The following is a 21,170-nucleotide window of genomic DNA, read 5'->3' as shown; positions in this document are numbered from 1 at the left end:
GACCATGGGGGCTGATTCCTAACTTCGGATCAGAAGAGCAGCACGCTCTTCGATCGCGACCGTGACCGTGACCGTGACCGTGTCCGTGTCCGTGTCCGTGTCCGCGATCGTGACCGGAGTGAAGGAACACCGACATGACACGTCTGGCTCCCGGACCGCGCCGCCCGGGTCGGCTGCGCCGCACGCTGCTCGCCGCGCTGGTGGCCGCCGCCGTCGTGGTTCCGGTGTCCGCCGCCGCGTCCGCCCGGGTGCCCGCGCCCGCGGCGGTGCGGTTCGCCGATGGCGCCACGCCCGCCGAGCGGTACGCCGCCAACCGGGACGGTCTCGCGGAGGCGGTCCGCATGGCGGAGGACGCCGGGCGGACCGGCCGGGCGGACCGGCTGCGGGCCATGGCGGCCGGCGGATCCGCGCAGTTCCTCGCGTTCGACGGGCGCGGCGACGGCCGGGCCGTCGAGGTCCTCGGCGATCTGGAGACCGCTGACCGCGTCGCCGTACTGGTGCCCGGCTCGGACACGACGCTGGACACCTACCAGAGGTTCCGTGCCGGGGCCGTCTCCCTGCAGCAGCGCCTCCGGGCGGAGCATCCGGGCTCCGCGGTGGTGGCCTGGCTCGGGTACGACACCCCCGGCACGGTCAGCCCGGCCGTGCTCTCCGCCGACCGCGCCGACGACGCCGCCGGAGAACTGGGCGCGTTCCTGGAGCTGCTGCGGCGGCTGGGCCCGGCCGGGGCGCGGCACTCGCTGCTCTGCCACTCGTACGGCTCGGTGGTCTGCGCCCGTACGGAGACCGGGCCGGCCGTCGGCGACATCGCCCTGTTCGGCAGTCCCGGTACCGGGGCCGCCCGGGCGGACGAACTGCCCACCCGGGCGCGCGTCTGGGCCGGGCGCGGCAGCGAGGACTGGATAGCCGGGGTGCCGCACGTCCGGTTCGCCGGCCTGGGCTTCGGCACCGACCCCCTCGACCCGGCCTTCGGCGCCCGCCGCTTCGAGGCCGGGCCCGCCGGCCACAGCGACTACCTGAGGTCCGGCACCCGGTCCCTGGACAGCCTCGCCCGGATCGTGCTCGGCGACGGATCGGAGGAAGGGCGTGCCTGACCTCCGTGGACTGCTCCGCCGCTGCCGTGCGTCAGCCGCCCGGGTGGACGCGGCCACCCCGGCCGGACGGGACCGGTCCGTGGATGCCCTGCGGGCCCTCGCGATCCTCGGAGTGGTCCTGGGGCACTGGCTGGTCACCGCCCTCACCACGTCGGACGGCGGTCTGGCCACCACGAGCCCGCTGGTGGACATGCCGTGGCTGGCGCCGGTGTCCTGGCTGTTCCAGACCCTCGCGGTGTTCTTCCTCGTCGGCGGGCACGTCGGAGCGCGCAGCCATGCCTCGGCCCGGGCACGCGGGGTGTCCTACGGCGCGTGGGTGGCGGGGCGGCTGGGCCGGCTGTTCCGGCCGGTGGCCGTGGTGCTGCTGCTGTGGGCGGTGACCGCCGCGGGGATGCTGCTCGGCGGCGCCTCGCCGGAGACCGTACGCGCCCTGCTGAAACTGGTGCTGTCCCCGCTGTGGTTCCTGCTGGTGTTCGCCGTCCTGACCGCGGCGACCCCGCTGGTGGCGCGGCTCCATCCGCTGTGGCCGCTGGCCGTCGTCCTGCACGTGGACCTCGCCCGGTTCGGTTTCGGCGCGCCCGAGTGGACCGGCTGGATCAACGTGGCCGCGGGCTGGCTGGTCCCGTACACCCTGGGGGCCGCCTGGGCGCGGGGGGCGTTCGCCGGTCGGCGGGCTCCGGTGGTGGTGCTGGCCGGAGGGGTTGCGGCCACCGTGGCGCTGGTGCTGTGGGGCGGCTATCCGGCGTCCATGGTGGGCGTGCCGGGAGCGCCGGTGTCCAATCTGAACCCGCCGACGCTGGCCGCGGTGACGTTCGGTCTGGCGCAGTGCGGGCTGGCGCTGTTGCTCCGCGGGCCGCTGGCGCGGGCGATGCGCCGGCCGACGGCGTGGGCCGGGGTGGCCCTGCTCAACCTGTCCGCGATGACGGTCTTCCTGTGGCACCAGACGGCGATGATGGCCGTCACCGCCCTGGGCCTGCTCGCCGGGGGCGACCTGCCCGGTCTGCACACCGTGCCGGACGGGCCTGGCTGGATACCCGTCCGGCTGTTGTGGGTGCCGGTGTTCGGGCTGGCCCTGGGCGTCTGCCTGGCAGCGTTCCGCACGTACGAAGGGCGCCCCGTGCGGCGACACATCGCGCCCGGCATCACGCCCGGCATCACGCCCGAAGTTGCGTCCCGTAAAGGACTGGCCCATGCCTAGGCTGACCGGTGTGAACGAGCAGAGCGCGGCGGCGCGGACGGACGGAACGGGCGGGGACGCCGGGAAACCCCGGAGCACGACCCGCCAGGTGTTCACCCTGCGGCGGGACCCGTTGCCCAGAATGTCCCGGCCCAAGTGGCTGACGTTTCTGCCGCAGGGGCTGACCTTGTTGGCGGCGGTCTCGTTCACCGCGATCGCCAACAACCAGTTGAGCCGCAATTATCACGTGACCAACGACTTCGCGCCTTTGCTCGCGGTGCTGATGGGGTTGGCCATCGTGCTCGCCATGTTCCGTCCCATGGCCGGCTGGTGGCTGGCGACGGCCGCGGCCACGGCACTCGCCGTCGAGATCCACGACACGGTCGGCCACGGCCAGCTCTGGCCGTGGATGCCGGGCGCGATGTTCGGCTACGCGGTCGTGATCCTGCTGGTGGCGCTGCGGGTTCCGGCCGGGGTGACGACTGCCGTGGTGTCCACGGCGCTCGGGCTCGCACTGGTCGGCGAAATCCTGTGGAGCCCCGAGCTCAGTGGTTCGTCGGTGGCCGGCGCAACGGTGCTGTTCGCCTTCACCGGTGTGCTGGGCTACGCCCTGCGGGCGGTCCGGCTCGCCCGGGGGAAGCTGGAGGAGCAGGAGACGCTCACCGAGGCGGAGCGCGCCCAGCGGGCCCTGCTGGAGGAGCGCAGCCGGATCGCCCGCGAGCTGCACGACGTGGTCGCGCACCACATGTCGGTTATCTCCATCCAGGCCCAGGTGGCCCCGCACCTGGTGGAGAACCCGTCGGAGGAGTTGAAGGAGAACCTGGCGGGCGTCCGGCAGAACGCCGTGGAGGCACTCACCGAACTCCGTCGGGTGCTGGGCGTGCTGCGTTCCGAACACCCCGGGGACGAGGCGAACCCACACCATCCGCAGCCCACCCTCGCCGATCTCGACGGTCTCGTGGAGAACGTGCGCGGGGCCGGCCTGAAGGTGACCACCGAAGTGGCCGGCATCCGGCGGCCGCTCACCCCGGGCGTCGAGCTGACCGCGTACCGGATCGTCCAGGAGGCCCTGAGCAACTGCCTGCGCCACGCCCCGGGTTCGCGGGTGGAGGTGGGGGTCGCGTACGGACCGCGCGAGCTGCACCTGTGCGTGGCCAACTCGGCTCCGACCCGGGCCGCCCCGCCTTCCCCCGGGGCCGGGCACGGGCTGCTGGGAATGCGGGAGCGGGCGGGCATGCTGGGTGGCGAACTGGTCGCCGGGCCCCGCCCGAGCGGCGGGTACGAGGTCACGGCGGTGCTCCCGCTGGACCCTCCGGTGGGTTAGGCCGGCACGGCCGGTCCTGCCCCCCCCCTCGACCACCTCGGCCGTCTCGACGAAGGCCGCCTCGACGAAGAAGGACTGACCTGCGCATGAGCACGCCGATCCGGGTGATGATCGCCGACGACCAGATGATGGTCCGGCAGGGCTTCACCGTGCTGCTGAACGCCGAGCCCGACATCGAGGTGGTCGGTCAGGCGGTGGACGGCGCCGATGCCGTCGCGAAGGTCGCCGAACTCTCTCCGGACGTGGTCCTGATGGACATCCGGATGCCGGGTGTCGGCGGCATCGAGGCCACCGCGACGATCACGGGCGTTCCGGACGCCTCGGTGAAGGTGCTGGTGCTGACCACCTTCGACCTCGACGAGTACGTGTACGAGGCGTTGCGGGCCGGCGCTTCGGGGTTCCTGCTCAAGGACGCCTCCGCCGATCAGCTCGCCGAGGCGGTGCGTGTGGTCGCGGCGGGCGAGGCGCTGCTCTCCCCGAACATCACCAAGCGTCTGATCACGGAGTTCTCCCGGCTGGGGGCGCCGCGCGCACCCTCGAAGGAGCGGATCGGGGAGCTGACCGAGCGGGAGACGGAGGTGCTGGCGCTGATCGCCCAGGGCCTGTCGAACGCGGAGATCGCCACGCACCTGGTGGTGGCCGAGCAGACTGTGAAGACCCACGTCAGCCGCATCCTGGTGAAGCTGGGCCTGCGGGACCGCACGCAGGCGGCGGTGTACGCGTACGAGACGGGTCTGGTCCGTCCGGCGGGCTACTGAGGGGCTCGTGTAGTACTTGAGGGGGAGCCGGAGAGATCCCCATCCTCGGCGACGCGGACGAGCCGGGGCGGGGCCTACCGTTCTGGACATGACCGAGACGACTGCCGGGGGGACCCCCCGGTCACCGGAGTTGCAGCTGGCCAGCGGCCTGTCCCGGAACCTGCGCCGGGACCTCCTCACCGATGTGTTCGCGTACCGCCCGCTGCCGCCGATGCGGACGGACGGGCCGCTGACGCGCCGCCTTCCCGAGCGGATACGCGCGGAAATGGGTTACGCACCGCATGTGCTGGTCGCGTTGGCCGCGCTGTTCGTCGTGCTGAACTCGGTCGCCCTCGACGGCGGTTACCTGGGGTCGGCCAAGGCGGGGCTGTACGGGATGATCGCCGCCGCCCCGGTGCTGATGGCGCTGGTGCGGCCGGTCGGCGCCTTCTGGTGCAGCCTCGCCGCCACGGTCCTGTTGTCGGCCTTCGCCCCGGGTGGCTACACCTGGCCGTGGTCGCCCAGTTCCCTGCTCGCCCAGCTGTGCGTGATGGTCGTGGTGGCGGCCCGGACCCGGCCCAGGGTGGCCGCCTGGATGTGGCTGATCACCATGGGGTTCGGCCTGTTCGCGATCGTCATGCTCGGCCGGGGGCAGCTGGACGGGATCATGCCGATGGCCGTGGTCTCGGCGGGGGCTCTGATGGTCGTCTCGGTGCGGCAGATCCGGCTGGAGGCGGCCGAACAGGTCAGCGCCCAGCAGGAGGTCACTGCCGTGGAGCGGGGCCGGCGGACGCTGCTGGAGGAGCGGACCACCATCGCGCGGGAGTTGCACGACGTGGTCGCCCATCACATGTCGGTGGTGGCGATCCAGGCCGAGGCGGCGCCCTACCGGGTGGAGAACCCGCCGCCGGAGCTGGAGGCGGCCTTCGCCACCATCCGGGAGAACGCGGTGGCGGCGCTCACCGAGCTGCGGCGGGTGCTCGGGGTGGTGCGGTCCGCTGACTACGAGGCGCCGGAGGCCCCGCAGCCGACGCTGGCCTCGCTGGACGGGCTGCTGGCCAATGTCCGGGAGGCGGGGCTCCAGGTGGAGAAGACCGTCACCGGGGCGGCCCTGGAGCTGCCCCAGGGGGTGGAGCTGTCGGCGTACCGGATCATCCAGGAGGCACTGAGCAACACGCTGCGGCACGCGCCGGGCGCCCGGGCCGGCGTCGAGGTGGCGTACGTGCTGGGCGGGCTCGGGGTCCGGGTGGTCAACGATCCGCCGACCGGGGACGTGCGGCCCTCGCCGGGCGCCGGGCACGGGATCACCGGGATGCGGGAGCGGGTGGCGATGCTGGAGGGCGAGATCACGGCCGGGAAGACGGCTGAAGGGGGGTACGAGGTGACGGTGTTCATACCCGTGCGGAACGCGTCGGCCGAGGGCGCCGCATGACGGACGGAACGACCGCCGGGACGATCAGGGTGCTGATCGTGGACGACCAGATGATGGTCCGGGAGGGCTTCTCGGTCCTGCTGAACGCGATGCCCGGTATCGAGGTGGTGGGCGAGGCGGTGGACGGCCGGGAGGCCGTCGAGCAGGTGGCGGCGCTGCGGCCGGACGTGGTCCTGATGGACATCCGGATGCCGGTGCTGAACGGGCTGGAGGCGACCCGGGAGATCGTGGCGGCGGACGCGGACGCGAAGGTGCTGGTCCTGACGACCTTCGACCTCGACGAGTACGTGTACCAGGCGCTGCGGGCGGGGGCGTCCGGGTTCCTGCTGAAGGACGCCTCGGCCCGGCAGCTGGCGGACGGGGTGCGGGTGGTGGCGGCCGGGGAGGCACTGCTGGCCCCGTCGGTGACCCGGCGGCTGCTCTCCGAGTTCTCGAAGCTGTCGGAGCGTTCGGAGGCCGCCCGGCCGGCCGACCGGGCGGTGGTCGGCGATCTGACGGAACGGGAGACGGAGGTGCTGGTGCTGATCGCGCACGGCCTGTCCAACGCGGAGATAGCCGACCGCCTGGTCATCGCCGAGTCCACGATCAAGACCCATGTGAGCCGGATCCTGGTGAAGCTGGGGCTTCGGGACCGCACGCAGGCGGCGGTCTTCGCCTATGAGACGCGGCTGGTCACGCCTTCCTGATGCCGTCCCGTCGGCCCGGCTTGCGCAGGAAGCGGCGGAGCCGGGTCAGCGGCCAGGTGTTGATCACGTCCTCCTTGGTCAGCCAGCCGCGCTGGGCCGTGCCGATCCCGTAGCGCAGGTACGGCAGGTGGGTGGTGGAGTGGGCGTCGGAGTCGACCGCGAACTTCACGCCGTACCGCTTGGCGCGCAGGATGTCCTCGTCGCACAGGTCGAGCCGTTCCGGATGGGCGTTGATCTCCAGGGCGGTGCCGGTGCGCGCGCAGGCGGCGAAGACCTCGTCGAAGTCGGCGTCGATGGGCGGGCGTTTGCCGATCCGACGGGTGGTGGGGTGGCCGATGACCGAGACGTAGGGGTTCTCGCAGGCGCGGACCAGGCGGCGGGTGAGGTCCTGGCGGCTCTGGTTGAAGTGGGAGTGGACCGAGGCCACGCACAGGTCGAAGCCGGCCAGGAACTCGTCGGGCCAGTCGAGGCCGCCGTCGGGGCCGATGTTGAGCTCCGTGCCGTGCAGCAGCCGCATCCCGTGATGGGCGCGGTCAAGTGCTCGGGCCTGCTCGCGCTGGGCGAGGATCTTCTCGGCCGTCATCCGCTGCATGGCCAGGTCGGGGGCGTGGTCCGTCACCGCGAAATACGCGTATCCGCGGGCGGCCGCGGCGGCCACCATGTCCTCCAGGGAGGCCAGGCCGTCGGTGAGGTCGGTGTGGGTGTGCAGGTCACCGCGGATGTCGCGCTCGGTGACCAGCTCGGGGAGTTCCCCGCGCCGGGCCGCCGCGATCTCGCCCCGGTCCTCCCGCAGCGCCGGGGGGATCCAGGGCAGGCCGAGGCGGGCGTAGACCTCCTCTTCGGTCTCCGAGGCGAGCCGCTCCCCGGTCTCCGCGTCGAACAGCCCGTACTCGGAGAGCTTCAGTCCCTGGCGGACCGCGAGCTCGCGGGTGCGGATGTTGTGGGCCTTGGAGCCGGTGAAGTACTGCAGGCCCGCGCCCCAGGACTCCGGGGGCAGCACGCGCAGGTCGACCTGGAGGCCGTCGGCGGTACGGACGGAGGTCTTCTTCCGGCCGGCCGCGATGACCTCGGCGGTCGCGGGCAGGGAGGTCAGGGCCTCCATGTAGGGCTCGGGCTTCCGGGACGCGACCAGGACGTCGATGTCCCCGATGGTCTCGCGCATGCGGCGGAGCGACCCCGCGTACGTGCAGCGGGCCCGGCCGGGGAGGGCGGAGAGCTCGGCCACGATCTGCTCGGCGACGTCCATGGCCCGGCTGATCAGGATGCGGTCCGCGCCGGGCTGACGGAGCAGGGCGATGCCGTGCAGGATGTTCTCCTCGGTGCGCTCGCCGAAGCCCTTCAGATCGCGCAGCCGCTCCCGGTGGATGGCTTCGAGCAGCTGGTCCACGGAGGAGATGCCGAGCTCCCGGTGGAGCAGCATGGCCTTGCGGGGGCCGAGGCCGGGGATGCCGATGAGCTCCCGTACGCCGGCCGGGACCGAGTCCCGGGCCTCGTCCACGACGGTCATGTGCCCGGTGCGCAGGTATTCGACGATCTTCTGGGCGACGGAGGCGCCGACGTTCGGGATCTCCTTGAGGCCCTTCACGTCGAGCCCGGTGATGTCGGCCGGATGGCCGCCCACGGCCCGGGCGGCCTTCTCGTAGGCGCGCGCCTTGAAGGCCTCGCCGCCGCGGATGGCGATGAGGTCGGCGTACTCCTGGAGCATCGCCTGCACCTCGTCGTTGGCTCGGGGCATACCTCCATGGTGCGCCGGTTCCCGTGGCGTGCCCGTTTCCCGGGAAGATCCGCCGGGCCGGTCATAGGCTGCCGGAATGGACTTCGATCCGTGGGACCCCGCGTTCGTGGCCGATCCGTACCCCGCCTATGCGGAGTTGCGCGCCCGGGGGCGGGTGCTGTGGTGCGAGGCCACCGGTCAGTGGCTGGTGCCGCACCACGAGGACGTCGGCGCGCTGCTGCGGGACCGACGGCTGGGGCGGACCTACCTGCACCGCTTCTCCCACGAGGAGTTCGGGCGGACCCCGCCGCCGCCCGGGCACGAGCCGTTCCACGTCCTGAACGGCAACGGGCTGCTGGACCTGGAGGATCCGGCACACGCCCGGGTGCGGCGGCTGGTGTCCCGGGCGTTCACCCCGCGGACCGTGGAGCGGCTGGCGCCGACCGTGCACCGGATGGCCCGGGAGCTGGTGGCGGGGTTCGTCGCGGAGGGCGGCGGGGACCTGCTGTCCGCCGTCGCCGAACCGCTGCCGGTCGCGGTGATCGCCGAGCTGCTCGGCGTGCCCGAGGCGGACCGGGGGCTGCTGCGGCCCTGGTCGTCGGACATCTGCGGGATGTTCGAACTCCGGCCGGACGAGGAGACGGCCCGCCGGGCGGTGGACGCGTCGGTGGAGTTCAGTGCCTATCTGCGCGGCCTGATCGAGGAGCGGCGCAAGGACCCCGGCGAGGACCTGATCTCCGCGCTGATCGCGGCACACGACGAGGGGGGACGGCTCAGCGAGCAGGAGATGATCTCCACCTGTGTGCTGCTGCTGAACGCCGGGCACGAGGCCACCGTCAACACCACGGCGAACGGTTGGTGGGCACTGTTCCGCAACCCGGAGCAGCTCACGGAGCTCCGCGAGCGGCCGGCCGAAATGTTGTCCACAGCTGTGGACGAGCTGATGCGCTACGACACCCCACTGCAGATGTTCGAGCGGTGGGTGCTGGACGAGGTGGAGATCGGCGGCACCGTCGTACCGCGCGGCGCCGAGGTCGCCCTGTTGTTCGGAGCGGCGAACCGGGACCCGGCCCGGTTCGTGAACCCCGACGCGCTGGACCTGACGCGGCAGGACAACCCGCACCTCAGCTTCGGTGCGGGCATCCACTACTGCCTCGGGGCCCCACTGGCCAGGCTGGAGCTCGCCGCCTCCTTCGGGGCCTTCCTCGACGCCGGGGTGCCGCCCCTGCGCCTCGTACGGGAGCCGCGGTGGCAGGACGGCTTCGTGATCCGCGGGCTGCGGGAGCTGCTCGTCACCTGCTGACCGCGACACGAGCCGGCCTGCGCCCCCGCTCGGCCGCTCAGCCGAGCAGCCGCGCAGCCGCGCAGCCCCTCGGTCCCCAGCCCCTCAGCCGCTGATGTCCCGGCGGCGCAGGGCCGCCAGTCCGGCCGCGGTCAGGGCAGCCGCGAGGGCGGTCAGCAGGAGCAGCGGGCTCCAGGACGGATCCGCCGCGCCCGGGAGCCGGGGTAGGTGGGCGAAGGGCGAGAGGTTCAGGACGGCCTGCGGGAGGTTCAGCGCCGGGCCGATCCAGCCGAGGGCCAGCACGATCCCGGCCACCGCCCAGGCGGCCGGAGCGTAAGCCGGCCGCACGCCGAGCAGCAGTACCGCCAGGGAGCCGATCAACCACACCGCGGGCAGCTGGGCCAGCGCGGCCCCCACCGCCGCCGCCACGTCCGTGCCGTGGCCCAGGCCGATCCCGAGCCCGCCCAGGGCGAGGATCCCGGCGGCGCCGCCGAAGGCGACGGCGAGGTGGCCCCCGGCCCAGGCCTGTCGGCTCACCGGGGCGGCCAGCAGCCATTCGGCGCGCTGCCCGCTCTCTTCCGCGTGCAGGCGGAGCACCGAGGCGGTGACGTAGAGCGCGGCGACCAGGCCCAGCAGCCCGGTGACGGACGCGAGGAAGGCCTCGGTCAGGTCGCTCTGCCCGCCCATCCGCTCGAAGATCTCGCGGGTCCGCTCGTTCCCGCCGACCAGGTCGGCGGCGCCGTCGGCCATCCCGCCGAACACGAGCCCGGCGAGCAGGAATCCAGCCCCCCAGCCCGCCGCACTGCCGCGCTGCAGCCGCCAGGCCAGCCCGCCAGCCGAGCCGAGCCGGCCCTCGGCCGGTCCGGCCCGGCCCGGGAAGAAGCTCATGCCCACGTCCCGGCGTCCGGCCAGGGCGTAACCGAGGAGGCACTGCACCGCCACGGCCGCCGCGAGCAGGCCGAGCACCCACCAGCGCTCACCGGCGAAGGCCCGTACGTTCTCCAGCCAGCCGAGCGGCGAGGCCCAGGTCAGCGCGGAAGTGCCGCCTGCCCGGCCGGCGTCGCCGGCCGCCCTCAGCACGAAGGCCGCGCCCAGGACGGCGGCCGTGATGCCCTTGGCGGCCCGCGCGCTCTCGGTGAGCTGTGCGGCGAGGGCGGCCGTCGTCGCGAACAGCATGCCGGTGCCGGCGATCCCGAGGCCGAGGGCGAGCGCACCGTCCGCACCCTGCCCCGCGAGGCCGCCCGCGATCAGCAGCCCGAGCAGGCCGTTGGCGGTGAGGGCGGCGAGCAGGGCCGCGGTGAGCGGGGCCCGCCGACCCACCATGGCGGCGGACAGCATCTCCTGGCGGCCCGTCTCCTCTTCCTCGCGGGTGTGCCGGACCACGACGACCAGGCTCATCACCGCGGCGAGCACCCCGCCGTAGACGCCCATGCGCCAGGCCGTCAGGCCGCCGAGGGAGTCGGCGAACACCGGCCCGTACAGGGCCCGCATCGAGCTGTTGGCGTTCATCGAGGCGGCGATCCCGGCGCGCTCGGCGGCGGTCCGGTAGATGCTCCCGAGTGATCCCGGCATGCTGACCACGGTCAGCCCGGTCAGCAGGATCCAGACCGGCATCATGATCCGGTCGCGGCGCAGGGCCAGGCGCAGCAGGGTGCCGGTGCCGGCGAAGGGCTGTTTCATCGCTCGTCCACCCGGTCGGCGGTGTAGTGCCGCAGGAAGAGCTCTTCGAGGGTGGGCGGGGTCGAGATGAGCGACCGCACGCCCGAGGCGGCCAGCGAGCGCAGGACGGCGTCCAGCCGGTCGGTGTCGACCTGGAGGCGGACGCGGGCACCCGGTCCGCCGTGCGCGGCCCGGACGTCCACGTCGTGCACGCCGGGCAGGTGGGCCAGCCCGTCGGGCAGTCCGGCGAGCTCCGCGGTGACCGAGGTGCGGGTCAGGTGGCGCAGGTCGGCGAGGGAGCCGGTCTCCACGGTCCGCCCGTTGCGGATGATGCTGACCCGGTCGCAGAGGGTCTCGACCTCGCGCAGCAGGTGCGAGCTGAGCAGGACGGTCCGGCCGGCGTCGCGCGCCTCGGCGACACAGCCCTGGAAGACCTCCTCCATGAGCGGGTCGAGGCCGGAGGTCGGCTCGTCCAGTACGAGCAGTTCGGCATCGGAGGCGAAGGCGGCGACCAGTGCGACCTTCTGCCGGTTGCCCTTGGAGTAGGTGCGGCCCTTCTTCGTCGGGTCGAGCTCGAAGCGCTCGACGAGCGCGGCCCGCCGGGCCCGGTCGAGGCCGCCGCGCAGCCGGCCGTAGAGGTCGATGACCTCCCCGCCGGAGAGGTTGCGCCAGAGGGTGACGTCACCGGGGACGTAGGCGATGCGCCGGTGCAGTTCGACGGCGTCGGCCCAGGGGTCGCCGCCGAGGAGTTCGGCGGTGCCGGAGTCGGCGCGCAGCAGGCCCAGGAGGACCCGGATGGTGGTGGACTTGCCGGCGCCGTTGGGGCCGAGGAAGCCGTGGACCTCGCCGGTGGCGACCGACAGGTCGAGGCCGTCCAGTGCGCGGGTGCGGCCGAACGCCTTGTGGAGTCCGGCCACGCGAATTGCCTTCGTCATGTTTCTGAACGTACGCTACTTTCACAAACTTGTGAAGGTCTGGAATCGCGTAAAGTCAGGGGCGTGACAGAGATGGATGAAACGGCCGGGAACACCGGGGACCGCGACACCGAGGCGGTCTCACGCTTCGTGGAGCGCTTCGCCGGACAGCTGACCGACGCCGGCATGCAGCGGATGGCGGCACGGGTCTTCGCCGCCCTGCTCTCCAGCGACCGGGCGAGCATGACCTCGGCGGAGCTGAGCGAGGCGCTGCGGATCAGCCCGGCGGCCGTGTCCGGCGCGATCTCCTACCTGTCCCAGGTCAGCATGGTCAGCCGGGAGCGCGAACCGGGTTCACGGCGGGACCGGTACGTCCTGCACAACGAGCTCTGGTACGAGACCTTCACCCGCCGCGACCAGGTGCTGGGCATGTTCGAGAAGACCCTCCGCGAGGGGGCGGCAGGCCTCGGGCAGGGCACGGCGGCGGGCACACGGCTGGCCGAGACGGCGGCGTTCTTCGAGTTCCTCCAGCGCGAGATGCACTCCATGCTGGACCGCTGGCGCGCGTACCGGGCCACCCTGGACCTGCCACCGGCCGCACCGGCACCCGCACCCGCACCGGCACCGGCACCGGCACCGGCACCGGCACCGGACGCCCGCTGACCCACGCGCCGCGGCGCGGTCGGGCTCGATCGGGCCTGACCGAGCCCGGCCCCAGGGGGACCCGGCGGACCGGCCGAACCCTGCGGGATCAGTCCGCCCGCGGCACCGTCAGCCCCCACGCGCCCGGCCGCAACGTCCACGTGCGGCGCCGGACCGGGCCCGCCACCGCGTGGTCGGCGCGGTACCGGAAGTCCGCCCCCGAGACCGTCACCGAGCGCGCCAGCGCCGTCACCGGCCGGTCGGAATCACCCGTACGGATGACCACCTCGGCCAGTCCTTCCCGCCGGGCCACCGACACGTCGGCCACCGGCCGGTCCACGTCCGCCAGCAGCACCCCGTCGGCCTCCACCCGGAGCCGGTGCGCGAGCCCGGCCGCCGGCACCGCCGCCCCGCCCACCGGCGGGCGCACCAGGGTCCGCACCAGCGACCGGCAGGCACTCCACACCGACCGCTCGGCTCCCCGCGGGGCCACACCCGGCCCCCGCGACCCCGCGACCCCGTCGGCCCAGCGCGCCGCCGCGGCCGATCCCACGGCACCCGCAGGCCCCGCAGGGCCGGCCGGTCCCGGCAGCACCGGCGGGATCCGCAGCGAACCCAGCACCACCCCGTCGCTGTCGTCCACCAGCAGGTCGTACGTCCGCACCGCGCCGTCCAGCACGGCCCGCGCCGCCGCCACCGCACCCACCGGCACCCCCAGCGAATGCGCCAGCGCCAGGGCGGGTGCCGGACCCACCGGCACCAGGGACAGCGCCCCGGCCGCGGCGAGCGCCCGTTCCCTGTGCAGCAGGCCCACGGCCCGGACGAGCGCCCGGTCGTCACCCACGATCACCGGGCGCCGATGACCCCTGCGGGCGAGCGCCCGCGCGAACTCCTCGGGGCTCTCGGGGAGGCAGATCTTCGCCGCCGCCCCCGCACTCAGCACGTCCTTCGCGATCCGCACGGATTCGCCGTCGAGACGGCGCGCGACCGGGTCGACGAGCACCAGCAGGTCGCCCGCCGGCACCCCCGCCTCGCTCATGGTGGGCTCTGGAGCCGACACCTCGGTCCTTCCTCGGGTAGCATCTTTGTGCAAGAGCCCCTTGCGCTATTGCGCCAGGGGCTTCGTCTATTCCGGGGCAACCGGTCCGACGGCTCAGCCTGCGGTGTACATCGTCGTACGCCCCCTGACCTTGGACATGCCCCATCCGGAAGAGGTGTACGCCTGTGCCCGCTCTTGTGCTGCTCGGAGCCCAGTGGGGTGACGAGGGCAAGGGGAAGGCCACCGACCTCCTCGGTGGCTCCGTCGACTACGTCGTCCGTTACCAGGGCGGCAACAACGCCGGCCACACAGTCGTCGTAGGCGACCAGAAGTACGCCCTTCACCTGCTCCCGTCCGGCATCCTCTCCCCCGGCTGCACCCCGGTGATCGGCAACGGCGTCGTTGTCGACCCGTCCGTGCTGCTGTCCGAGCTCCGCGGTCTGAACGAGCGCGGCATCGACACCTCCAAGCTCCTGATCAGCGGTAACGCGCACCTGATCACGCCCTACAACGTCACCCTCGACAAGGTGGGCGAGCGCTTCCTCGGCAAGCGCAAGATCGGTACGACCGGCCGCGGCATCGGCCCGACCTACGCCGACAAGATCAACCGCGTGGGCATCCGGGTCCAGGACCTGTACGACGAGTCGATCCTCACCCAGAAGGTCGAGGCGGCGCTGGAGGGCAAGAACCAGCTGCTCGCCAAGCTGTACAACCGCCGCGCGATCGAGCCGGCGCAGATCGTCGAGGAGATGCTCCAGTACGCGGAGCAGATCAAGCCGTACGTCGCCGACACCACGCTGATCCTCAACAACGCGCTCGACGAGAACAAGGTCGTGCTGTTCGAGGGCGGCCAGGGCACCCTGCTCGACGTCGACCACGGCACGTACCCCTTCGTCACCTCCTCGAACCCGACCGCGGGCGGCGCCTGCACCGGCACCGGCGTGGGCCCGACGAAGATCTCCCGGGTCATCGGCATCCTCAAGGCCTACACCACCCGTGTCGGTGCCGGTCCGTTCCCGACCGAGCTGTTCGACCAGGACGGCGAGGACCTGCGGCGCATCGGCGGCGAGCGCGGTGTGACCACCGGCCGTGACCGGCGCTGCGGCTGGTTCGACGCGGTCATCGCCCGCTACGCCACCCGCGTGAACGGCCTGACCGACTTCTTCCTCACCAAGCTCGACGTCCTCACCGGCTGGGAGCAGATCCCGGTCTGCGTGGCGTACGAGATCGACGGCAAGCGCGTCGAGGAGCTGCCGTACTCGCAGTCGGACTTCCACCACGCGAAGCCGATCTACGAGATGCTGCCCGGCTGGTCCGAGGACATCACCAAGGCGAAGACCTTCGCCGACCTGCCGAAGAACGCGCAGGCGTACGTGAAGGCCCTCGAGGAGATGTCCGGCGCCCCGATCTCCGCGATCGGCGTCGGCCCGGGCCGTACCGAGACGATCGAGATCAACTCGTTCCTCTAGGCACAACGGACGGGGCCCGTCGCGCGCAGACGCGCGACGGGCCCCGTCGCCGTACTCCCGGCCGGGCTCAGCGCCGGAGGGCCTCGGCCGGTTGGATGCGGGCGGCCCGCGAGGCGGGGTAGAGGCCTGCCAGGACGCCGGTGACCAGGCCGAGCAGCGGCGCGGTCGCGACGGTCGCCGGATGGACCACCGGGGTCCAGTCACGGATCACTGCGACGCACACCACGGTGAGGGTGCCCATCGAGGTGCCCACGAGCCCGCCCAGGGCGCCCAGGGCGCCCGATTCGGCGAGGAACTGGCTGGTGATGTGGCGCCCGCGCGCGCCCAGGGCCCGGCGCAGGCCGATCTCGCCGGTGCGCTCCAGGACCGCGACCAGGGTGGTGTTGGCGATGCCGACGGCGCCGATGACCAGGCAGATCCCGGCCAGGACCAGGAAGAGCTGTTCGAGGTCGGAGGTGACGCCGCTGCGCAGGGTGCGCGGGTCGGGCGGCGGTACCGCCTTGAGGTACTCAGGGTGGTCGGGACGCAACGCGGTGGGGGCGAGCCGGGCAACCTGCTCGGCCGCGCCGACCTCCGTCGCGATGAGCATGGTGGTTCCGGTGCCCTCGGGCGGACCCCAGACCTCCTCGGCGGTGGTGCGCGGGACCGCGACCGAGAGCAGCAGGTCGGCCTTGCGCTCCACGTCCTCGATGATCCCGACGACGGTGAACGGCTCGCCGCCGATGAAGACGGCCGGACGCGTGTCCAGGGTGGTGACGCCCAGGCGGGCCGCGGTGCTCGCGCCGAGGACGGCCACGCGTTGCCTGCTGCCGGAGTGGAACTCGTCGTAGAGCCGGCCCTGGGCCAGCTGGGGAACGGCGGCCCGCAGCGCGCCGGGGGAAGCCGCGACCACGTCAATGGCTTCTCCCCCGCCCTCGCCGACGGGTGCGGCGCGCACTCCGCCGGCCGCTGCGTCGAGCCGGACCGTGTAGTAGACGCCCGCGTGCCGGACCCCGTTGAGACGCTCGACGCGGGCGTCGGCGTCCGCCGGAAAGCCCGGCCCGGCGAAGGTGTTCTGCTGCCGGGCGACGTCCTCGACGGTCACCTCGGTCGCGCTGAGCAGGTTGAAGCGGCTGTCGATCTGCGAGGAGGTGGTGGCGGTCAGTCCGAGGACCGCGACGAAGGTGCCGACGCCGAGCACCGTCCCGAGCGCGGTCAGCGCCGAGCGGGCCGGGCGCTGGAGCACCCCCGCGACCGCCTCGCCGAGGGTGTCGCGGAGGGTGAGGCGGGAGGGCTCGATGCGGACGGCCGGGGTGTGGGACCGGCGCCAGGAAAAACGACGGGGTCGGGGCAGTTTCATGCGGGTGCCTGTTCGCGCAGTATGCCGTCGCGGATCGCGACGGTGCGGCCGCCGTGCGCGGCGACCTCCTGGTCGTGGGTGATGACGAGCACGGTCATCCCGTCGGCGTGGAGTTCGTCCAGGAGGGCGAGCACGGTGTCGGCGTTGGTGGAGTCGAGGTTTCCGGTCGGTTCGTCGCACAGCAGCAGGGACGGCCGGGCGACCAGGGCACGGGCGATGGCCACCCGCTGCCGTTCCCCGCCGGACAGCCGGGAGGGGACCGCGGCGAGGCGGTGGCCGAGCCCGACCCGGCTGAGGGCCTCTCGGGCGCGGTCGGGGCGTTCCCGGCGGGGCACGCCGTTGTAGTACATGGCGAGCGCCACGTTCTCCAGGGCCGACCGGTGGGGCAGCAGGTGGAAGGACTGGAAGACGAACCCGATGCGGCGGCCGCGCAGGGCGGTCCGGTCGCTGTCCCCGAGGGCGCCGGTGTCGATGCCGTCCAGGAGGTAATGCCCCTCCGTGGGCGCGTCGAGCAGCCCGGCGATGTTGAGGAAGGTCGACTTGCCGGATCCGGAGGGACCGACGACAGTGACGAACTCGCCGCGCCGGATGGTGAGGTCACACGGCTTGAACGCGGCCACCGGAGGGGGGCCCGGGTAGGTCAGGCCCACCTGCCGGAATTCGATGACAGGAGATGCGGTCGGGGTCATGAGCCGTCGCTCTTCCCTCCGCCGCTCGCGCCGCCATCCGCGGCACCCTCACCGTCACCGCTGTTCTTGCCGTCCTTCTGTTTGCCCACGACGCCCGGGTTGACGCCGATGACCACCGAGTCGCCCTCCGCGAGGGTGCCGTCCCCGGTGGGCCGGACCTCCACGTATCCGTCGCCGGTGGTACCGGGCCGGACCTCGACCCGCCGTCGGGCCCCGGCGCCGTCCACCACGGTGACGATGGTGCGGCCGTCGGCGCCGGCGGAGACGGCGGAGAGCGGGACGACGAGCGCGTTGCCGTCGGTTGCGGCGGCCTCCACGGTCAGGCGCACGTCCTGGCCTACGAGTTTGGTGTCCAGCGCAGCGAGGGGGCGTACGAACATCTCGTACCCGGTCGGCCCGCCGGGAGCAGGAGCCCCCTGGCCCTGGCCCTGGCCCTGGCCCTGCCCTTGGCTCTGACCGTCGGTGGACCCGCCGTTCGGCGCGGGGGGCGCGGACCGGCTGTCCGCGACCGACTGCACCTGAGCGGGTGCCGTGATCCCGTTGACCTCGGAGAGGATCTCGACCTTCTGGCCGACCCGGACCAGGCCCTTCTGGTGTTCCTGGAGCTGCCCCCGTACGACGAGCGCGCCCGAGGACAGGGACAGCGCGGCACCGTTGACCGGGGAGCCGGGGCGGACGCTGACGGAGTCGGCACGGGCGGGGAAGGACTCCAGGAAGACGACCTCGCCCGCCGGGAGCATGGGACCGGCTGCCGCGCGGGCCTCGGCCAGGCGCTCGCGGGCCTTGGCCAGGTCCTCCTTGGCCCGGCTCACCGACCGGGCCGCGTCCGGACCGGACCCTTTGGCGCCGTCCCCGGAGCCATTGGACCCTCCGGAACCTTCGGCACCGTTGCCTCCCGTGGCGCCCGTGGCCGAAGTACCGCCCGAAGTACCGCCCGTGGAGCCGGACCCGTTGTTCCTGGCCGCGGCCCGGGCGTCCTCCAGGGAGCGCTCCGCGGAGGTGACCGCGTCCTCGGCCGACTTCACCGCCTCGCCGCGATCGGCCACCGCAGGCAGCGGGTCGTAACCGATGGAGTGGTAGAAGGAGTTGAGCGCCGCCTTCGTCCCGGCGCCGAAGGTGCCCGCCTTGTCGGAGCCCGTACGGTGACCGAGCCCGGCCAGCGCCTTCTGAAGCTGCTTCACGTCGTCGCCGGTGGCGCCCGGCTTCAGGTCCCGGTACACGGGCAGCGCGCCGGGGAACGCGAAGACGGGCCGGCCGGACACCTCCATGAGCACCTTGCCCGCCTCCACCTTGTCCCCCTGGCGGACGGCGACCTTGGTGACGACGGGGGCGGCCGCCCCTTCTCCACCGGTGACCGACGGGGTGACCTGGATGGACTGGCTCGAGGTGACCGTGCCGCGCACGATGACGGTGTCCCGCAGGACGCGCTTCTCGACGCGTGCGATGAGGACGTCCATGGGCGGCGGGCCCGCCTCCGCCGCGGTCTGCGCCGGCGACTTGATCACCAGCGAGGCGGCCACACCGGCGCCGGAAAGCAGCACTGCGCCGACCGCCACGGCCACTACCCATCGGCGGCGCCGGGACAGGCCACCCGCGGCCGCCGCGCCCCCGGCCGGCGTATCCACTGCGCCCGGTGCATCCGACGCGTCCGGCGCATCCGGGGTATCCGGGGTATCCGGCGCGTCCGGCGCGTCCGGCGCGTCCACCGCGTCCGGCATGTCGGGTGTATCTGCTGTGTCCCTCGTCATCCCGCGCCCTGTCCGCCGGTCAGCGAGATGGGCGCACCGCCGCACTTCTTCATCGCCCGCATGCCCTCAGGGGACTCCTTCAGGCGCAGCTTCTCCGTGTCGTGCTGCGCAGTCCGCGGATCCGGGTCGGGGAAGTTCGTGATGCCGTTCGCCCGCATGCAGGCGGTGAGTTCCTTCGCCTCGGCGAGCTGCGCCTCCGTCGCCGGGGGGACGTGGCGGCGGCTCTCGCAGGCGGCTTCGGCCTCCTTGACCTTGGCCGGATCAGCCTTGCTCGAATCCACTACCGGAATTCCGGAATCCGTTTCCTTCATCGGCAGACCCCTTTCCTTCAGGCACCGAAAAAAGTCGGCCTGCTTGGGATCGACGGCCCCCTTGGAGCCGCCCGATGACGGAGCGGAAGACGAAGCGGAAGGCGAGGGCAAAGATGAAGCGGAATCTTCCCCCGAACAGCCGACCAGCAGGAACAGGCCGGAAATCAAAGCTGAAGTGGCCACGAAACGGCCCGGTCGAAATGACACAGCAGAACTCCTAAGGCGCCTTGTTTCACCGCCACCCTAGAGTCAAAAACAAGATCGCATACCTGTACTCAGGGACAGTTGTGAGAGCCAGCCGTGACGTGATCCACTCCGTGACGGTCGCCACGGGCCTCGCAACGGCTCGAATACGACCACCGGAAATCCCACACCGTTGGACTGAAAGGCATGGCACATGAAGCTGCGTAATTCGCTCCGCGCCGTCGCGGCCGCGGGCCTGGTCGTCGGCGCCCTCGGCGTCGGCATGGGTTCGGCCTCGGCCGCCGCCAAGGACGGCTGGCTGACCTCCGGGGAGCTGGGCCTCTTCTGCTACACGGGCCAGAACAACTCGGTCTTCGACCTGTACGACTACGACATCAACTTCGCGGACGACTACTTCAAGGGTTCGCAGAGCTGCGCCGGCCACACCACGAACGACTACACGGAGTCGTTCCTCAACCGGGACAGCTACGTCTGGGACGTCTACACCGACTGGAAGGGCCAGGGCAGCCGCGGGTTCATCACCGTCGGCGAGCGGGACAACTTCAACTCGACGTTCTTCAACAAGGTCTCCTCGGCCTACCCGCGCTAGGCCTCACCCCCCGTACGTCGTACGAGAAAACGGCAGCTCCGCCCGTAAGCGCCGGGCGGAGCTGCCGCTTCCCGCATCCTAGCCGCCCCCTCATCGGAGCCACCATGTTCTCGCCGCGTTCTGCCCGCCCCGTCCTGACGGCCTCCGTGGCCGTCGTGGCACTCCTGCTGACCGGGTGCTCGGAGTCGGGCGACGGCCGCTCCGACAAGGAGCCCGCGATCGGCGACGTGCCCACGCTCCTGGAGAGCCGCAAACTCACCTTCCCGCTCTCCCCGTACATGCCGGACGACCGCCAACTCGCCCTGCTGAGCGAGGCGCAGGACGTCCTCATCGACCAGTGCATGCGCCGCTACGGCTTCCGTTACCAGTTCCGGCGCAAGGCCGACTCGGCGGCCAAGCACGACTTCAACCGGCGGTACGGACTCTCCGACCCGGCCGAGGCGGCCCGGCTCGGCTACGAGAACCCCCAGGCCTCCCGCGGCGAGAAGCCTCCGCAGCAGCCGCTGGGCCCCAACGAGCTGCTCGTCCTGGACGGGCTGGACGTGGACCCCTCCCTGGCGGTCCCCAAGACCCAGGAAGAGGCGGAGAAGTCCGACGTGGGGACCACGGTCGTCGGTGGGCAGAAGGTGCCGGCGGGCGGCTGCAAGCGCGAGAGCGCCCTGAAGCTGTTCACGCCCGCCAAGGGCTCGGTGGCCCCGATGGTCGTCCAGGGCTTCGAGATGGACAGCTACGCCCGGTCCCGCAAGGACAGCCGGGTCGTCAAGGCCATCAAGGCGTGGAGCGCGTGCATGGCGAAGCACGGACACACGATCGACAACCCGATGGACCAGCCGCCCGGCATCAACGACTCCAACATCAGCAGCCCGCAGGCGATCGCGCTGGCCAAGCAGGACATCGAGTGCAAGAAGGAGACCAACCTGGTTGGCGTCTGGTACACCGTGGAACTCGCCTACCAGAAGCGCGTGATCGACCAGAACGCCGAGACCCTGGACCTGGCGAGGAAGCAGCTCGACGCCCGCATGAAGCTCGCCTCCTCGCTGATCTCCGGCTCCTGATCCGTGGGCAGGCGAGCGGCCCCACGGACCGCGGAACGACGCCGCAGGACGAGGCGGAACACGATC

The 21,170-nt window shown here is 72.5% G+C and carries 19 protein-coding genes; 11 read left to right on the top strand and 8 right to left on the bottom strand.

The window, feature by feature from the left end; translation table 11 throughout:
- The first annotated feature begins 134 nt into the window (after positions 1 to 134).
- From AC067U_RS11240 to AC067U_RS11215, 6 genes are all read left to right on the top strand, one after another.
- Positions 135 to 1,094 carry an alpha/beta hydrolase gene (locus tag AC067U_RS11240; protein WP_478829374.1) on the top strand — a complete coding sequence of 320 codons (960 nt, stop codon included), beginning with the start codon at positions 135 to 137 and terminating at the stop codon, positions 1,092 to 1,094.
- Positions 1,087 to 2,292 carry an acyltransferase family protein gene (locus AC067U_RS11235; RefSeq protein WP_478829373.1) on the top strand — a complete coding sequence of 402 codons (1,206 nt, stop codon included), beginning with the start codon at positions 1,087 to 1,089 and terminating at the stop codon, positions 2,290 to 2,292. The genes AC067U_RS11240 and AC067U_RS11235 overlap by 8 nt, the downstream gene beginning before the upstream one ends.
- A gap of 10 nt (positions 2,293 to 2,302) precedes the next feature.
- Positions 2,303 to 3,595: a sensor histidine kinase gene (locus AC067U_RS11230; protein WP_478829372.1), complete on the top strand. Its 1,293-nt coding sequence runs from the start codon at positions 2,303 to 2,305 to the stop codon at positions 3,593 to 3,595.
- Positions 3,596 to 3,681: 86 nt separating this feature from the next.
- The gene (locus AC067U_RS11225) at positions 3,682 to 4,353 is read left to right on the top strand and encodes a response regulator (protein WP_478829371.1); all 672 of its coding nucleotides are present in this window, start codon (positions 3,682 to 3,684) and stop codon (positions 4,351 to 4,353) included.
- An 88-nt stretch (positions 4,354 to 4,441) separates the two neighbouring features.
- Complete coding sequence (locus tag AC067U_RS11220; RefSeq protein WP_478829370.1) at positions 4,442 to 5,764, top strand: sensor histidine kinase; 1,323 nt, start codon at positions 4,442 to 4,444, stop codon at positions 5,762 to 5,764.
- Positions 5,761 to 6,450: a response regulator gene (locus tag AC067U_RS11215; protein ID WP_478829369.1), complete on the top strand. Its 690-nt coding sequence runs from the start codon at positions 5,761 to 5,763 to the stop codon at positions 6,448 to 6,450. Before AC067U_RS11220 ends, AC067U_RS11215 begins: the two co-directional genes overlap by 4 nt.
- Here AC067U_RS11215 and polX read toward each other — a convergent pair.
- A complete protein-coding gene (gene polX / locus AC067U_RS11210; protein WP_478829368.1) occupies positions 6,437 to 8,185 on the bottom strand; it encodes a DNA polymerase/3'-5' exonuclease PolX in 1,749 nt (582 codons plus the stop codon). The two genes, AC067U_RS11215 and polX, sit on opposite strands and share 14 nt — an antisense overlap.
- 76 nt (positions 8,186 to 8,261) lie before the next feature.
- Here polX and AC067U_RS11205 point away from each other — a divergent pair, with 76 nt between their 5' ends.
- Entirely contained in the window at positions 8,262 to 9,467 is a 1,206-nt protein-coding gene (locus AC067U_RS11205) for a cytochrome P450 (RefSeq protein ID WP_478829367.1), read from the top strand.
- Between the two features lie 84 nt (positions 9,468 to 9,551).
- Here AC067U_RS11205 and AC067U_RS11200 read toward each other — a convergent pair whose 3' ends face one another.
- Together AC067U_RS11200 and AC067U_RS11195 are read right to left on the bottom strand one after the other, a co-directional pair.
- Complete coding sequence (locus AC067U_RS11200; RefSeq protein WP_478829366.1) at positions 9,552 to 11,126, bottom strand: ABC transporter permease; 1,575 nt, start codon at positions 11,124 to 11,126, stop codon at positions 9,552 to 9,554.
- Entirely contained in the window at positions 11,123 to 12,040 is a 918-nt protein-coding gene (locus tag AC067U_RS11195) for an ABC transporter ATP-binding protein (protein WP_478829365.1), read from the bottom strand. Before AC067U_RS11195 ends, AC067U_RS11200 begins: the two co-directional genes overlap by 4 nt.
- 72 nt (positions 12,041 to 12,112) lie before the next feature.
- Between AC067U_RS11195 and AC067U_RS11190 the strand changes: the two genes are divergently transcribed.
- A complete protein-coding gene (locus AC067U_RS11190; protein WP_478829587.1) occupies positions 12,113 to 12,682 on the top strand; it encodes a GbsR/MarR family transcriptional regulator in 570 nt (189 codons plus the stop codon).
- An 88-nt stretch (positions 12,683 to 12,770) separates the two neighbouring features.
- On the opposite strand, the gene AC067U_RS11185 is transcribed toward AC067U_RS11190, so the two are convergent.
- Complete coding sequence (locus AC067U_RS11185; protein ID WP_478829586.1) at positions 12,771 to 13,700, bottom strand: diacylglycerol kinase; 930 nt, start codon at positions 13,698 to 13,700, stop codon at positions 12,771 to 12,773.
- Between the two features lie 185 nt (positions 13,701 to 13,885).
- Here AC067U_RS11185 and AC067U_RS11180 point away from each other — a divergent pair, with 185 nt between their 5' ends.
- Positions 13,886 to 15,169, top strand: a complete 1,284-nt coding sequence (locus AC067U_RS11180) for an adenylosuccinate synthase (protein ID WP_478829364.1) — start codon at positions 13,886 to 13,888, stop codon at positions 15,167 to 15,169.
- Between the two features lie 67 nt (positions 15,170 to 15,236).
- Here the strand turns inward: AC067U_RS11180 and AC067U_RS11175 are convergent, their stop codons facing one another.
- From AC067U_RS11175 to AC067U_RS11160, 4 genes are all read right to left on the bottom strand, one after another.
- Positions 15,237 to 16,508: an ABC transporter permease gene (locus tag AC067U_RS11175; protein WP_478829363.1), complete on the bottom strand. Its 1,272-nt coding sequence runs from the start codon at positions 16,506 to 16,508 to the stop codon at positions 15,237 to 15,239.
- Positions 16,505 to 17,197 carry an ABC transporter ATP-binding protein gene (locus AC067U_RS11170; protein ID WP_478829362.1) on the bottom strand — a complete coding sequence of 231 codons (693 nt, stop codon included), beginning with the start codon at positions 17,195 to 17,197 and terminating at the stop codon, positions 16,505 to 16,507. Before AC067U_RS11170 ends, AC067U_RS11175 begins: the two co-directional genes overlap by 4 nt.
- Positions 17,194 to 18,753 carry a peptidoglycan-binding domain-containing protein gene (locus AC067U_RS11165; RefSeq protein ID WP_478829361.1) on the bottom strand — a complete coding sequence of 520 codons (1,560 nt, stop codon included), beginning with the start codon at positions 18,751 to 18,753 and terminating at the stop codon, positions 17,194 to 17,196. Before AC067U_RS11165 ends, AC067U_RS11170 begins: the two co-directional genes overlap by 4 nt.
- A 188-nt stretch (positions 18,754 to 18,941) precedes the next feature.
- Positions 18,942 to 19,463 (bottom strand): hypothetical protein, encoded by a 522-nt coding sequence (locus AC067U_RS11160; RefSeq protein WP_478829360.1) that lies wholly within the window; start codon positions 19,461 to 19,463, stop codon positions 18,942 to 18,944.
- A 190-nt stretch (positions 19,464 to 19,653) separates the two neighbouring features.
- Between AC067U_RS11160 and AC067U_RS11155 the strand changes: the two genes are divergently transcribed.
- Positions 19,654 to 20,049 carry a hypothetical protein gene (locus AC067U_RS11155; RefSeq protein ID WP_478829359.1) on the top strand — a complete coding sequence of 132 codons (396 nt, stop codon included), beginning with the start codon at positions 19,654 to 19,656 and terminating at the stop codon, positions 20,047 to 20,049.
- A gap of 104 nt (positions 20,050 to 20,153) precedes the next feature.
- On the top strand, positions 20,154 to 21,104 hold the full coding sequence (locus tag AC067U_RS11150) for a hypothetical protein (protein ID WP_478829358.1): 951 nt from the start codon (positions 20,154 to 20,156) through the stop codon (positions 21,102 to 21,104).
- Positions 21,105 to 21,170: the final 66 nt, after the last annotated feature.

The sequence above is a fragment of the Streptomyces sp. NPDC043853 genome (genome assembly GCF_056436025.1).
Note: the sequence above shows the minus strand (reverse complement) of the source record. Positions and strands in the feature narration are given on the sequence as shown.

Bases quoted from the DNA above. Each gene is read 5' to 3' on its own strand.
- AC067U_RS11150 (WP_478829358.1), top strand. From the start codon at position 20,154: ATGTTCTCGCCGCGTTCTGCCCGCCCCGTCCTGACGGCCTCCGTGGCC.
- AC067U_RS11185 (WP_478829586.1), bottom strand. From the start codon at position 13,700: ATGAGCGAGGCGGGGGTGCCGGCGGGCGACCTGCTGGTGCTCGTCGAC.
- AC067U_RS11190 (WP_478829587.1), top strand. From the start codon at position 12,113: ATGGATGAAACGGCCGGGAACACCGGGGACCGCGACACCGAGGCGGTC.
- AC067U_RS11200 (WP_478829366.1), bottom strand. From the start codon at position 11,126: ATGAAACAGCCCTTCGCCGGCACCGGCACCCTGCTGCGCCTGGCCCTG.
- AC067U_RS11155 (WP_478829359.1), top strand. From the start codon at position 19,654: ATGAAGCTGCGTAATTCGCTCCGCGCCGTCGCGGCCGCGGGCCTGGTC.
- AC067U_RS11215 (WP_478829369.1), top strand. From the start codon at position 5,761: ATGACGGACGGAACGACCGCCGGGACGATCAGGGTGCTGATCGTGGAC.
- AC067U_RS11175 (WP_478829363.1), bottom strand. From the start codon at position 16,508: ATGAAACTGCCCCGACCCCGTCGTTTTTCCTGGCGCCGGTCCCACACC.
- AC067U_RS11240 (WP_478829374.1), top strand. From the start codon at position 135: ATGACACGTCTGGCTCCCGGACCGCGCCGCCCGGGTCGGCTGCGCCGC.
- AC067U_RS11170 (WP_478829362.1), bottom strand. From the start codon at position 17,197: ATGACCCCGACCGCATCTCCTGTCATCGAATTCCGGCAGGTGGGCCTG.
- AC067U_RS11195 (WP_478829365.1), bottom strand. From the start codon at position 12,040: ATGACGAAGGCAATTCGCGTGGCCGGACTCCACAAGGCGTTCGGCCGC.
- polX (WP_478829368.1), bottom strand. From the start codon at position 8,185: ATGCCCCGAGCCAACGACGAGGTGCAGGCGATGCTCCAGGAGTACGCC.
- AC067U_RS11220 (WP_478829370.1), top strand. From the start codon at position 4,442: ATGACCGAGACGACTGCCGGGGGGACCCCCCGGTCACCGGAGTTGCAG.
- AC067U_RS11225 (WP_478829371.1), top strand. From the start codon at position 3,682: ATGAGCACGCCGATCCGGGTGATGATCGCCGACGACCAGATGATGGTC.
- AC067U_RS11205 (WP_478829367.1), top strand. From the start codon at position 8,262: ATGGACTTCGATCCGTGGGACCCCGCGTTCGTGGCCGATCCGTACCCC.